Origin of the sequence: Streptomyces sp. NPDC090032, from assembly GCF_044748025.1 — a bacterium.
In the GTDB taxonomy this organism is placed as follows: domain Bacteria; phylum Actinomycetota; class Actinomycetes; order Streptomycetales; family Streptomycetaceae; genus Streptomyces.
Window position 1 is genome coordinate 1 of the sequence record NZ_JBIVFF010000003.1, and the last position, 12,478, is coordinate 12,478.

Below are 12,478 nucleotides of genomic sequence, written 5' to 3' on the forward strand. Positions count from 1 at the left end.
GTTGATAGGCCAGATCTGGAAGCCCGGTAACGGGTGGAGGTGACTGGTACTAATAGGCCGAGGGCTTGTCCTCAGTTGCTCGCGTCCACTGTGTTGGTTCTGAAACCACGAACAACCCCACGTTTGTCACAGAGCGTGGTGCGGTTGACAGTTTCATAGTGTTTCGGTGGTCATAGCGTGAGGGAAACGCCCGGTTACATTCCGAACCCGGAAGCTAAGCCTCACAGCGCCGATGGTACTGCAGGGGGGACCCTGTGGGAGAGTAGGACGCCGCCGAACTAATTTTGAAGAAAACCCCCGTAACGGATGAGAATCCTGTTACGGGGGTTTTCTGCGTTGTGCGCGAATTCCCGGCCGGTCCCTGAAAAGGGACCGGCCGAATACTGTGCGGGGTAACTGTCAGGCGTCCAGGCCGCGGAGGACGAGATCCGTGAGGGCCTTGAACTCCGCGTCGATGCCGGCCTTCTGCCACTCACCCGCGTACGCCGGATCGTGGAAGCGGTTGGTCGCGTCGAATACCGCGCGGGCGGTCAGAGCGGGGTCGGCGTGCGGAAGGCTGAATTGTCCCTTGGTGACGCCGTCTTGAATGATGTGGTGCAGCTGCGTGATCAGCTCACCGACGTGGAGTTCGACCACCCGGCTGTTCTCGCTGATCAGAACTTGGTAGGTGGCGAAGAGCTGCGGATCGTCGCCCGCCTTGCGGCGCTTGGCCGCGAACAGTGTCGAGAACCATTGCCGCAACAGGGCGGGCGACGACAGTGAGTCATCTGCCATCAGCAGTTGCAGTTCGTCCGTGGTGCGGTCGAGCCAGCGCTTCGTGACCGCCTCACGCAACTGCGCCTTGGTGCCGAAGTGCCGGTAGACACTGCCATGGCTGACGCCGAGCGCGCGTGCCACGTCGACGACGGTCGCCTTCGCGGGACCGTGGCGGCGCAGGACTTCCTCGGTCACCTCGAGGATGCGCTCGGTGGTCAGGGTCTCGGTTGCCATGATGCCGACCGTACCGGGCGGTGATCAGTGCTCGCTGTCGAGGTGTGCCATCTGTGCCTCCGGGTAGCGGTCGCCGGCGGCGGCGCCGGCAGGAACGGCCTCCTCGATCGCGGCGAGGTCCGCGGCGTCCAGGCTGACGTCGAGGGCGCCGAGCGCCTCCGTCAGCCGGTCCCTGCGACGGGCCCCGACCAGCGGCACGATGTCCTCGCCGCGGCTGAGCACCCAGGCGATGGCGACCTGCGCGACACTGGCGCCCTTCTGCTCGGCGATCTTGCGCAGCGACTCGACGAGGTCGAGATTGTGCTGGAGGTTCTCGCCCTGGAAGCGTGGGCTCATCCCGCGGAAGTCGTTCGCGGCGAGCTTGCGGTCGCGGCCGAAGTGCCCGGAGATGAGGCCGCGCGACAGCACCCCGTACGCCGTGATGCCGATGCCGAGCTCGCGGGTGACCGGCAGGATCGCGTCCTCGATACCGCGGGAGATCAGGGAGTACTCGATCTGCAGATCGGAGATGGGGGCGGTGGCCGCGGCCCGCCGGATCGTGTCGGCGCCGACCTCGCTCAGGCCGATGTGCCTGACGTGTCCCTTCTCGACGAGCTCGGCGATGGCACCGATGGTCTCTTCGACCGGTACGTCGGGGTCGATACGGGCGATCCGGTAGACGTCGATGTGGTCGACGCCGAGACGCTGGAGCGAGTACGCCGCGAAGGTCTTCACGGCGGCCGGGCGCCCGTCGTAGCCGGACCATCCGCCGTCCGGGTCCCGCAGGGCGCCGAACTTCACGCTGGTCAACGCCTTCTCGCGGGATGCGGCGGGGGCGGTCCGCAGGGCCTCCCCGATGAGCATCTCGTTGTGCCCCATCGCGTAGAAATCGCCGGTGTCGAGCAGGGTGACGCCGGCGTCGAGTGCCGCGTGGATGGTGGCGATGGACTCGCCCCGGTCGGCCTCGCCGTAGAGCGCGGACATCCCCATGCAGCCGAGCCCGATGGCGGAGACCTCGGGGCCGGTGGAGCCTAGGGAGCGGGGGTGGAGAGTGGGGGAGGTGGGAGTGGTGGGGGACATCAGGGGCTCCTTGGATGGGGGTCGCCGGTTCGAGGATTCGGTGCCTCCCTATCCACGATGGCATGACAGCTGACAGATTTCAATATTTGTCATCTGTCAGCTGTCGTGTGTCGCCCGTTGTCTGGTGTCGCGGGGCTTCACCCGGCCTCACCCCACCACCCGTGGCAGTCGCACGCTCAGTGCTGTCGTCAGGGCGATGCCCGCCAGTTGCGCCAGCAGGGTCGTCACCAGTGCGTCTCGCATGCCGAGGTTCGGGGTCAGGGCGAGGAAGAGGGAGCCGAGTGTGGCGACGCCCAGGGCCAGTGCCGACTGCTGGGCGGTGATCATGACGCCGCTGCCCACGCCCGCCCGCGCCGTCGGGACCTCGGACAGGATGATCCGGAAGAGGATCGGGAGTTGGAGCGCCTGGCCCGCGCCCGCGAGTGCGGCGCCCGGCATCAGTTCGAGGACGCCCAGGTCGGGCCAGGTCCGCCAGGCCGCGAGGGCGATGAGGGCGACGCCGGCGCCCTGGATGATGCCGCCCGCCGTGACGATCCGGGTGCCGTACCGGGCGATGAGGCGCGGGCCCGCGAGGGACACCGCGAAGAAGACGGCAGCCATCGGCGCGAGGGCCAGGCCCGCCGGTACGGGGCCGAGGTGTTCGCCCTGCTGGAGTGCCACCGCGATCACGAACATGAAGCCGCTGAACCCGATGGAGAACGGCACGATCATGATCAGGCCGCGGCGCAGCGAGACGAGCGCGAACAGGCTGGGCGGGACCAGCGGGGTGCGGCCGTGCCGGTCCGCTCGGCGTTCCACCTGGTAGAAGGCGTACGCGAGGAAGGGGAAGGCGGTGAGTGAGAGCCAGGTCCACAGAGGCCAGCCGGCAGCCCTGCCCTCGGTCAGGGGCGCGAGAAGGGTGAGCAGGGACGCGGCGAGGAGCACCGTGCCGGGGCCGTCGACGGGCTCGGGGTGCGGGGAGCGGGTTTCGGGGACGGCGCGGGCCGCCAGGAAGAGACCGACGAGGACGACGGGCACGTTCACCAGGAACACCGACCGCCAGCCGGTCCCGAAGACGTCCGCGGCGACGAGGACGCCGCCCAGGATCTGGCCGACGACCATGGACAGGCCCGCCGTGGCCCCGTACAGGCCCATGGCCTTCGCCCGGCGCCCGCCCGTCGTCGTGGCCTGGATGGTGGCGAGGACCTGCGGGAGCATCGCGGCTGACGCGGCGCCCTGGGCGACGCGCGCGGCCACGAGTGACCAGGCGTCGGGGGCGAGGCCGCAGGCCAGCGAGGTGAGGCCGAAGGCGATCATGCCGCCGAGGAAGAGCCTGCGGCGGCCGAAGAGGTCGCCGAGCCGGCCGCCGAGTACGAGCAGGACGGCGTACGCGAGTCCGTAGCCGGCGACGACGAGTTCGAGGAGTGCCTCGCCCGCGGCCAGGTCGTGGCCGATGGTGGGCAGGGCGACGTTCACGATGAAGAAGTCGATGAGGGGGAGCGCCGCGCCGACGAGGACGGTGAAGAGCCCCAGTCCGCCGAGTGCCGGTGGGGCGGTGGCGGAGCGGGCTGTGGTGGGGACGGAGAGGGAACGGGTCCCGGTGCCGGTCATGGGTACCAGCGTCGTCGGGCTCTCAGACTGGTACCAGAGTGTTCTTATCCTGGTAGAAGGGCTACCTGGCAACAGGCTCCGTGGCGCGGCACGCTGGAGGCATGACCACGATGGTGCGGACTACGACGACAGTGGCGCAGACACAGACGCAGGCGCAGACACATGTGCAAGGGCAGGCCTCGGAGCCCACAAAGGCGTCGCCCGCACAGGAACCGCCTGCTCAGGCGTCGCCCAAGCGGGAGTCCGAGATCCGGCGGCATGAGCTCGCCGACTTTCTGCGCAGCCGTCGCGCCCGCATCACCCCCGAGCAGGTCGGACTGCCGCGCGGCCGGCGCCGGCGTACCCCCGGGCTGCGGCGTGAGGAGATCGCGCAGCTGTCCGCGGTCGGTGTCACCTGGTACACGTGGCTCGAACAGGCGCGGGACATCCAGGTGTCGGTGCAGGTCCTGGACGCGCTGGCCCGCACGCTGCTCCTCGACGCGAGTGAGCGCGCGCATCTCTTCCAGCTCGCCGGGGCCGTCGACCCGTCCCCCGCGGCGAGCTGCCAGACGGTCACGCCCGCGCTGCGTCTGATGCTGGAGAAACTGGAGCCGCTGCCCGCGTGCATCCAGAACAGCCGCTACGACATCCTCGCGTACAACCGCACGTACGGTCGGCTGCTGTGCGACCTGGACACGGTCGCGCCCGAGGACCGCAACTGCATGGTGCTGATCTGCACGAACGAGCAGTGGCGGAAGTCGTTCGTGTTCCTGGAGGACACGATCCGGCTGATGGCGGCCAAGTTCCGTGGGTCGATGGCCGGTCATCTCGGCGAGCCCGCCTGGGAGTTGCTGCTCAAGCGGCTGGAGGACGAGTCACCGGAGTTCCGTGAGGCGTGGCAGCTGCACGAGGTGGTGGGCACGCGCAGCAAGACGAAGCACTTCCGCAACGCGTACGTCGGGCCGCTGTCCCTGGTCCACACCGATCTGTGGCTCGGCCCGGACCAGGGGGCCCGGCTGGTGACGTACACGCCCGCCGACGAGGAGTCCCGGGAGCGGCTCGACCGGCTTCAGGAGCTGGCGCCCGCCGTGGCCTCCTGAATCTCCGGCTCCTGCAGGCAGCGGGCGGTGCGCTGTGCGGTGCCGCGCGCCCAGCGGCCGCTGGTGAGGAGGCCGACCAGGAGGACGGCGACGCCGCAGCCCACGATGACCCACCAGCCGCCGCGGCTCGCGTCGACGAACGCGGTCGCGTACGAGGGTGTGCCGACGGCCGACGCGACGCCCGACGCGAGGACCGCGCCGATGACGGCGACGCCGAGGGTCTGGCCGATCTGCCGGCTCGTGGAGGCGACCGCGGCGGCGACGCCGGCCTGGGCGCGGGGCATGCCGGAGACGGCGGTGTTGGTGATGGGGGAGTTGACGAAGCCGAAGCCGAGGCCGAACAGGACGTAGCCGATGAACCGGGTCACGTTCGACGTCTCCGCCTCGAACGCGGCGAACAGGATGCCGCTCGCGGTCATCGAGATGCCCGCGACGAGCAGCGGGATCCTGGGTCCGCGGCTGCCGACGAGGCGTCCGGAGAGCGGGGCGCACACGAGGGTCATGGCCGCCATCGGCAGCATCCACAGGCCGGCGTCCAGGGCGTCTAGGCCGCGTACGTTCTGCAGGTAGAGCGTCGACAGGAACAGGAAGCCGCCGAGCGAGGCGAAGGCGCTGATCGCTATGACGGTGGCGCCGCTGAAGGGCGCAGAACGGAAGAAGCGCAGGTCGATGAGGGGTTCGGTGCGGCGCGGCTCGTAGGCGATCAGGCCGATGAGGGCCGCGAGGGCGAGCAGGGCGAACGTCACGATGACGGGGGACGTCCAGCCCGCTTCGGGGACCTCGATGATCGCGTAGGTGAGTGAGCCGAGGAGTGCCATGACGAGGAGCTGGCCGACCGGGTCGGGCCGGCGCGGCTTGGGGGCGCGGGACTCGGGGACGTAGCGCATGGTCAGCAGGAGGGCGGCGAGGCCCACCGGCAGGTTGATCCAGAAGATGGAGCGCCAGCCGACCGAGTCGACGAGGACGCCGCCCACGATGGGGCCCGCGGCCATGGAGATGCCGACGACGCCGCCCCAGACTCCGATGGCCCGGGCGCGTTCGCGGGGCTCGGTGAACGTGTTGGTGATGATCGACATGGCGACGGGGTTGAGCATCGAGCCGCCGACCGCCTGGATCATGCGGAACACGACGAGGGACTCCAGGTTCGGCGCCACGGAGCACAGCAGCGAGCCCACGGTGAAGATCACCAGGCCTGCCTTGAAGATCCTCCGGCGCCCGATCCGGTCGGCCGTCGAGCCCGCGAGCATCAGGAGTGAGGCGAGGACCAGCGTGTACGCGTCGATGGTCCACTGCATGCCGGAGACGCTCGCGCCGAATTCCTTCTGCATGCTCGGCAGGGCGACGTTCAGGACGGTGTTGTCGAGGCTGACGATCAGCAGGCTCATGCAGCAGATCGCGAGGACGAGCATTCGCCGGCGCTGCGTCAGTGGAGGGGGCATGTATCCGACGGTAGCCCGACCGCGGGAGGGGGCGCCCGGCAGGTGGGGGACGGGGGTGTCCGCCAGGTGGGGGACAATGGAGAACTGCCCCTGCCCGCCCGCCCACTTTTCGGAGAGCCCGCCCGATGTCCCAGCAGCTCACCATCGGTCCGCACCTCGTGCAGCCACCCGTGGTCCTCGCGCCCATGGCCGGGATCACGAACGCGCCCTTCCGCACCCTGTGCCGGGAGCACTCCGGCGGCAAGGGTCTCTTCGTGAGCGAGATGATCACGACGCGGGCGCTGGTCGAGCGCAACGAGAAGACCATGCAGCTCATCCGCTTCGACGCGAGCGAGCAGCCCCGGTCGATCCAGTTGTACGGCGTCGACCCCGCGACGGTCGGCAAGGCCGTCCGGATGATCGCCGAAGAGGATCTCGCGGATCACATCGACCTGAACTTCGGCTGCCCGGTCCCGAAGGTGACGCGCAAGGGCGGCGGCTCCGCGCTGCCGTACAAGCGGAATCTGCTGCGGGCCATCCTGAAGGAGGCCGTCAGCGGGGCCGGGGACCTGCCGGTCACGATGAAGATGCGCAAGGGCATCGACGACGACCACATCACGTTCCTCGACGCGGGCCGGATCGCCGTGGAGGAGGGCGTCACGGCGATCGCCCTGCACGGGCGCACCGCGGCACAGCACTACGGCGGCACGGCCGACTGGGACGCCATCGCCCGCCTGAAGGAGCACGTCCCGGAGATCCCCGTCCTCGGCAACGGCGACATCTGGTGCGCCGACGACGCGGTGCGCATGATGCGCGAGACCGGCTGCGACGGTGTCGTGGTGGGGCGCGGCTGCCTGGGGCGGCCGTGGCTGTTCGGGGATCTCGTCGCCGCGTTCGAGGGCACGGGCTCGCCCGCCGCGCCCGACCTGCGCAAGGTCGCCGAGACGATGGTGCGGCACGCCGGGCTGCTCGGTGAGTGGATCGGCGACGAGGCGCGCGGTGTCATCGACTTCCGTAAGCACGTGGCCTGGTACCTGAAGGGCTTCTCGGTCGGCTCCGAGATGCGCAAGCGCCTCGCCGTCACGTCCTCGCTCGCCGAGCTGCGCGCCGGGCTCGACGAGCTGGACCTCGACCAGTCCTGGCCCGTGGGCGCGGACGGACCCCGCGGCCGTACGTCCGGCAACAACCGGGTGGTGCTGCCGGACGGCTGGCTCAAGGACCCGTGGGACTGCGCCGGTGTCAGCGAGGACGCCGAGCTGGACACGTCCGGCGGGTGACGGGTTGCGGGAGCTGTCTTCCCACACCCCGCCCCTTCCCGAAACCGGGGGCCCTGCCCCTAGGACCCCGGTCGCTCGAACGCCGCGACCGGCCGAGAGTCCTAAAAGACGGCCGTGAGCAGCGCGAGCGGAGCCGCCGCCGAGCGTGACTCGCGCTCGCACGCGTGCGGATACGGCACGGGCGCCGGGTGCGACTCCCGCGCGTACCCGGCGAGCACCTCGGGCAGCCGGTGGCCGGACGCCGTGGCGGCCTCCACCAGCGCGTGCGCCACCGTCCGCGCCTCGTCGTGCAGCCCGTAGCGGGCGAGCCCGAGGGCGATCAGCGCGTTGTCGTGCGGCCACACCGAGCCCCGGTGGTAGGAGAGCGGGTGGTACGCGGCCTGCCCCGCCGCGAGCGTGCGCACCCCCCAGCCGGAGAAGAAGTCCGGCTCCAGGAGACGCCGGCCGACCACCTCCCCGTACTCCTTGTCGAGCAGGCCCGACCACAGGAGGTGGCCCGCGTCGGACGCCAGCGCGTCGACGTGCCGCCCGTCGCCGTCCAGGGCGAGCGCGGGGAACGCGCGGTCCGCCATCCAGAAGTCCCGCTGGAAACGGTCCCGCAGATCGCTCGCCGCCTGCTCCAGGAGGTCCGCGTACACCGGGTCGTCCCAGGCCGTGCGCGCGAGGGAGGCGGTGCGGCGCAGCGCGTCGTACGCGTAGCCCTGGGCGCCCGCCGCCGTCACGGGTCCCGTGGGGCGGCTGCCGTCGGCCGAGCAGATGGCGCCCGGCGAGTCCTTCCAGTTCTGGTTGGCGAGGCCGCCCCGGTCGGCGCGGTAGACGAGATAGCCGCGTGAGGTGAGGCCGCCGTGGTCGAGCATCCAGGTGACGGCGGCCCGCGCGTGCGGTTCGAGGCGGCGGGCCGTGGCCAGGTCGCCGGTCCGGTCCGTGTACGCGCCGAGCAGGACGAGGAACAGGGGCGTCGCGTCGACCGAGCCGTAGTAGCGGGCGAACGGGACCTGTCCGAAGTGCGCCAGCTCGCCGTGCCGCACCTCGTGGACGATCTTGCCGGGCTGGGCCACGGCGCCCTCGGTGGACTCCGTGGCCTGCGTCGCGGCGAGCACCGGGAGCGTCGCGGCGGCCAGCCCCGGCCGGTACGGGAGGGCGAACAGGGAGGTCAGGAGCGCATCACGGCCGAGGAGCGTGAGGAACCAGGGGACGCCCGCGCCCGGCACGCTCAGCCGCTCGCCGTCCGGGCCGGTGGCCGGGATCTGGAGCACGGCCAGGTCGGCCAGGCCCTTCGTGCATGCTGCCGCGAGTCCGGGCCAGGCGGCGGGCAGTTTGATGTCCCGGGTGAACTCCTCGGTGCGCGCGGCGAGTTCGGCCGTCGCGTCGGCGGGGGACGCGGGCACCGGGGTGCCGGGGGCGCCGTGCGGGCGGGCCGCGACGCGCAGGTTCAGGTCGGCGGTGCCGTGACCGGCCAGTTCGAGGGACCAGACGAGACGGCGGGCGCCGGTGCCGGTCTCCTCGACGGCGTCGGGCGCGGGCTCCGCGGTCACCGTCGTCGACGAGAGCCACTCGCCGCGCCGGTAGCCGAACCGGACGCCGTCCTCCAGAGGTGACCGGGAGCGGACCGCGCCGGTCTTCGCGTACGTGCGGTGGTCGGCGCGCAGCTCGAACTGGTCGGTGAAGTCCGCGTCGACGGTCAGCGCGAGCCGTACCGTCGTCGGCGCCGCACGGTTGGAGACGACGCGCAGAGCCTCGACGAACGCGCCGTCCGCCACGGCCTGTTCACGGAAGAGCGTGTACGCGGGCGGCTCCAGGCGTCCGCCACGCGGCACCAGTACGCAGCGCGCCACACCCTCACCGGCGCTGGTCCGCCCGGCCGCGTCCCCGCCCGGTGGCCCGGCGGGCGTGAGCACCTCGGGGGCGGCGCCGTCCGCCGTGAGCTGCCAGCGGCTGAGGTGCCGGCCGTCGCGCACGAAGAGGCCGTCGGGCGAGCCGGACCCGCGTACGCCGCTGATGTCACCGCCCGGGCCGATCGCCGCGAACGTGGCGCCCCGCACGAGCAGTTGATGCTGTCGGTCCGTCATCCCCAGGTTCCTTCCTCGTGCCGCTCCCGCGGCTCCTGCAGCAGATCGAGGGCGAGCGCGGCGCTCCAGGCGAAGCCGCGCGCGCCGCAGCCGCGCCCCGTGTACGGATCCACGTATTCGGCGAAGGCCGTGTCGAGCGCCGTGCGGAGCAGCGCGGCGCGCAGGCGCTCCGCCTCCGCCTGCTCGCCGTGCAGCCGCAGGCCGCGCTCGATCAGCCAGTTCGTGTTGAACCAGGCCGGTCCGCGCCAGTAGCGCTGCGGGTCGAAGGCCGGTCCCGTCAGGTCGTAACTCGGCACGAGCCGCACGGTGGTGCCGAGGCCGAAGCGGGGGCCGCGGGCGGTGCGCAGCAGTTGGGCGCTCACGTGCCGGGGGAGCGTCGGCAGGATGAGGGGGATCAGGCCGCCGACGCCGTACTCGGGGATCAGGGCGGGGGGCGAGAGCCGGCCGGTGGCGCGGGGTGTGCCGTGTCCCGGTGCGCGGGAGGTGGGGTGCCCGTCGGTCTCGCCGCGCAGGTCGCGGCAGAAGAACATGCCGGTGGCCGGGTCCCACAGGCGCTCGACCAGCGCTGCCGTGAGGCGTTCGGCGCGGGCGTGGCGGGCCGTGCCCGCGGCGCCGAGTTCGCAGGCGATGCGGGCGAGGGCGTGTTCGGAGGCGATCAGGAGGGCGTTGAAGGAGGGGTCCTCGACGGCGAAGCCGCCCTGCCCGGCGGCGCGGTCGGCGTACTGTCCGTCCCGGTAGTCCGTCGCCAGGCGCACGTACCGGCCGTAGTCGAGGTCGGTGGGCCGGTCGTCGGCCGCGCCGTGATCCAGGTCGGCGCGGTGGAACGCGCGCGCGGGGGCCGGGGCGATCCGGCTCAGCGGGGCGTCCCAGCAGGGGCTGTTGTCCATGCCCTGTTCCCAGGGGTGCACCACCGAGGCGAGACCGCCGCCGCCCAGGTCCCTGCGGTGCAGGAGGTAGCGGTGCCAGGCGGCGAGCTTCGGGTAGATGCGGGCCAGGAACGAGCGGGAGCGGGACAGGCCGGGGTCGGCGCGGTGCACGAGCCACGCGGCCAGCGCGTGCACCGGCGGCTGCACGATGCCGGAGGTCTGCACGGAGCGCGGCGCGCCGGCCGCCCGGCCCCGGGTGGAGGAGCGCCAGAAGTCGGGGCTGGGAAAGTAGGCGTCGAGGGGGACGGTGGGGTTGAACACGATGTGCGGAACGCGGCCGTCGCCCCACTGCGCGGCGAACAGCGTCTCCAGCTCCAACTGGGCGCGCAGCGGCGACACATGACGCGATCCGATGGCGACGAACGCGGAGTCCCATGACCACTGGTGCGGATAGAGGGTGCGGGAGGGGACCGTGGACGTGCCCGTCCAGTTCGTCTCCAGGACCCGCACCGCCCGCTCGCGCAGCGCGGCCCGCGCGCCCGAGGGCGTGGCGGCGGCTTCGGAAGCGCGGCGCCCGGCCGCACCGGTCCGCCGGGTTGTGCGGTCCACGCGAACTCCCACGGTCTGTCAGTTGAGCCGTATCCAGCATAGAGTTACGTCTACTTAACCAGCAAAACCCAATATGTAACGCGCAGTTGATGAACGCAAGGGGTGCGAATGGCCGGGGACCGGACGAGAGAGCGGCCGAGGGGCCAGGCGCGCGCCGGGGATCTGCTGCACCTCGTGCGCAGCGGCCGGGCGACCACGCGCGGCGCGCTCCAGGAGGCCACCGGGCTCTCCAGGGCAACGGTCGGCCAGCGCCTCGACCGGCTCTTCCGGGCGGGCTGGCTGCGCGAGGGCGCGGGGGTCACGGGCGCGTCGCCCGCGGGCGGGCGGCCCTCCCTGCGCCTGGAGTTCGACGACGGCCACGCGGTCGTGCTCGCCGTCTCCCTGGACACCCGGCACGCGCGCGCCGCCGTGCTCACGCTCACCGGCGAGCTGCTCGCCGAACGCTCCGGCGCCCTCTCCGTGGACGAGGGTCCGGAGCGGGTGCTCGGCGCGCTCGGCGGCTGGTTCGCCGGACTGCTGAAGGAGGCGGCGCGGCCCGCGGACGCGGTGTGCGGCATCGGTGTCGGCGTGCCAGGGCCCGTCGACACCGCCACGGGCCGCGCCGTGCAGCCGCCGATCATGCCGGGCTGGGACGGCTACGACATCAGGGGCCGCCTGGGCCGCGCCTTCGCCGAGGGGACGGGCGGCGCGGCCGGCGCGGCCGGCGCGGCTGACGTCCCTGTTCTCGTCGAGAACGACGCCAATCTGATGGCCTACGGCGAGCAGCGCACCGGCCACCCGGACTGCACGGCCTTCGCCCTCGTCAAGGTGTCCACCGGCATCGGCGCGGGCGTCGTCATCGGCGGCCGGATCTACCGGGGCATCGACGGGGGAGCGGGCGACATAGGGCATATACGGGTGCCCGAGGGCGCGGGCACGCTGTGCCGGTGCGGCTCGTACGGGTGCCTGGCCGCCGTCGCCAGCGGGCGCGCGCTCGCTCGGCGGCTCACCGAGGCCGGGGTGCCTGCGGAGTCGGGCTCAGATGTGCGCGAGCTGCTCGCCGAGGGGCACCCGGAGGCGGTGCGCCTGGCACGGGAGGCCGGGCGCAGCGTGGGCGAGGTCCTGGCGACGGTGGTGACCCTGCTGAACCCGGGGGTCCTGATGATCGCGGGGGATCTGGCCGGAACCCCCTTCCTCACGGGCGTACGCGAACTGCTCTATCAGCGGGCCCTGCCGCGCTCCACCGCTCATCTGGACGTGGTCACCGCGCAGCTTGGCGAGAGGTCCGCGCTGGTGGGGGCGGGTGCGCTGGTCGTGGAGCACCTGTACGCGCCGGACCGGGCGGAGGAACGGCTCGTGGCGCTCGGCCTGTGAAGGCCCGCATTCCGTCCGGATGCTGACATCGCGGGGTCCGGAAACGGCGTGATTCTCGCCACCCCTGATAGGGGTGGCGCTCAGATGAGCACTTTGGATGCGGCTGTACGTTTCTAAGGCATGGCACTGAGTGCCACCGTTCGATCATTTACGACTTGAACTCACATG

At 71.8% G+C, this 12,478-nt stretch carries 9 protein-coding genes and 1 rRNA gene; 4 read left to right on the forward strand and 6 right to left on the reverse strand.

Annotation, left to right across the window (positions count from 1 at the left end; translation table 11 throughout):
* Window positions 1–162 precede the first annotated feature (162 nt).
* Window positions 163–279, forward strand: a 5S ribosomal RNA gene (gene rrf, locus ACIPWY_RS07050).
* 120 nt (window positions 280–399) lie between these two features.
* On the opposite strand, the gene ACIPWY_RS07055 is transcribed toward rrf, so the two are convergent.
* From ACIPWY_RS07055 to ACIPWY_RS07065, 3 genes are all read right to left on the reverse strand, one after another.
* On the reverse strand, window positions 400–990 hold the full coding sequence (locus ACIPWY_RS07055) for a TetR family transcriptional regulator (RefSeq protein WP_401532426.1): 591 nt from the start codon (window positions 988–990) through the stop codon (window positions 400–402).
* 24 nt (window positions 991–1,014) lie between these two features.
* Entirely contained in the window at window positions 1,015–2,049 is a 1,035-nt protein-coding gene (locus ACIPWY_RS07060) for an aldo/keto reductase (protein ID WP_362899308.1), read from the reverse strand.
* Window positions 2,050–2,196: 147 nt separating this feature from the next.
* On the reverse strand, window positions 2,197–3,639 hold the full coding sequence (locus ACIPWY_RS07065; protein ID WP_401532427.1) for an MFS transporter: 1,443 nt from the start codon (window positions 3,637–3,639) through the stop codon (window positions 2,197–2,199).
* A gap of 101 nt (window positions 3,640–3,740) precedes the next feature.
* Between ACIPWY_RS07065 and ACIPWY_RS07070 the strand changes: the two genes are divergently transcribed.
* A complete protein-coding gene (locus tag ACIPWY_RS07070) occupies window positions 3,741–4,718 on the forward strand; it encodes a helix-turn-helix transcriptional regulator (protein ID WP_362899312.1) in 978 nt (325 codons plus the stop codon).
* Here ACIPWY_RS07070 and ACIPWY_RS07075 read toward each other — a convergent pair.
* Window positions 4,688–6,157 carry an MFS transporter gene (locus ACIPWY_RS07075; RefSeq protein ID WP_362899314.1) on the reverse strand — a complete coding sequence of 490 codons (1,470 nt, stop codon included), beginning with the start codon at window positions 6,155–6,157 and terminating at the stop codon, window positions 4,688–4,690. The genes ACIPWY_RS07070 and ACIPWY_RS07075 overlap by 31 nt on opposite strands.
* A gap of 125 nt (window positions 6,158–6,282) precedes the next feature.
* On the opposite strand from ACIPWY_RS07075, the gene dusB reads away from it, so the two are divergent.
* Window positions 6,283–7,413, forward strand: coding sequence for a tRNA dihydrouridine synthase DusB (gene dusB / locus ACIPWY_RS07080; protein ID WP_362899316.1), 1,131 nt, complete (start codon window positions 6,283–6,285; stop codon window positions 7,411–7,413).
* A 101-nt stretch (window positions 7,414–7,514) separates the two neighbouring features.
* Here dusB and ACIPWY_RS07085 read toward each other — a convergent pair whose 3' ends face one another.
* Complete coding sequence (locus ACIPWY_RS07085) at window positions 7,515–9,482, reverse strand: glycogen debranching N-terminal domain-containing protein (protein ID WP_401532428.1); 1,968 nt, start codon at window positions 9,480–9,482, stop codon at window positions 7,515–7,517.
* On the reverse strand, window positions 9,479–10,957 hold the full coding sequence (locus ACIPWY_RS07090; RefSeq protein WP_362899319.1) for an MGH1-like glycoside hydrolase domain-containing protein: 1,479 nt from the start codon (window positions 10,955–10,957) through the stop codon (window positions 9,479–9,481). The genes ACIPWY_RS07085 and ACIPWY_RS07090 overlap by 4 nt, the downstream gene beginning before the upstream one ends.
* 108 nt (window positions 10,958–11,065) lie before the next feature.
* On the opposite strand from ACIPWY_RS07090, the gene ACIPWY_RS07095 reads away from it, so the two are divergent.
* A complete protein-coding gene (locus tag ACIPWY_RS07095; protein WP_362899321.1) occupies window positions 11,066–12,310 on the forward strand; it encodes an ROK family protein in 1,245 nt (414 codons plus the stop codon).
* Window positions 12,311–12,478: the final 168 nt, after the last annotated feature.

Bases quoted from the DNA above. Each gene is read 5' to 3' on its own strand.
- ACIPWY_RS07055 (WP_401532426.1), bottom strand. From the start codon at position 990: ATGGCAACCGAGACCCTGACCACCGAGCGCATCCTCGAGGTGACCGAG.
- ACIPWY_RS07060 (WP_362899308.1), bottom strand. From the start codon at position 2,049: ATGTCCCCCACCACTCCCACCTCCCCCACTCTCCACCCCCGCTCCCTA.
- ACIPWY_RS07065 (WP_401532427.1), bottom strand. From the start codon at position 3,639: ATGACCGGCACCGGGACCCGTTCCCTCTCCGTCCCCACCACAGCCCGC.
- ACIPWY_RS07070 (WP_362899312.1), top strand. From the start codon at position 3,741: ATGACCACGATGGTGCGGACTACGACGACAGTGGCGCAGACACAGACG.
- ACIPWY_RS07075 (WP_362899314.1), bottom strand. From the start codon at position 6,157: ATGCCCCCTCCACTGACGCAGCGCCGGCGAATGCTCGTCCTCGCGATC.
- dusB (WP_362899316.1), top strand. From the start codon at position 6,283: ATGTCCCAGCAGCTCACCATCGGTCCGCACCTCGTGCAGCCACCCGTG.
- ACIPWY_RS07085 (WP_401532428.1), bottom strand. From the start codon at position 9,482: ATGACGGACCGACAGCATCAACTGCTCGTGCGGGGCGCCACGTTCGCG.
- ACIPWY_RS07095 (WP_362899321.1), top strand. From the start codon at position 11,066: ATGGCCGGGGACCGGACGAGAGAGCGGCCGAGGGGCCAGGCGCGCGCC.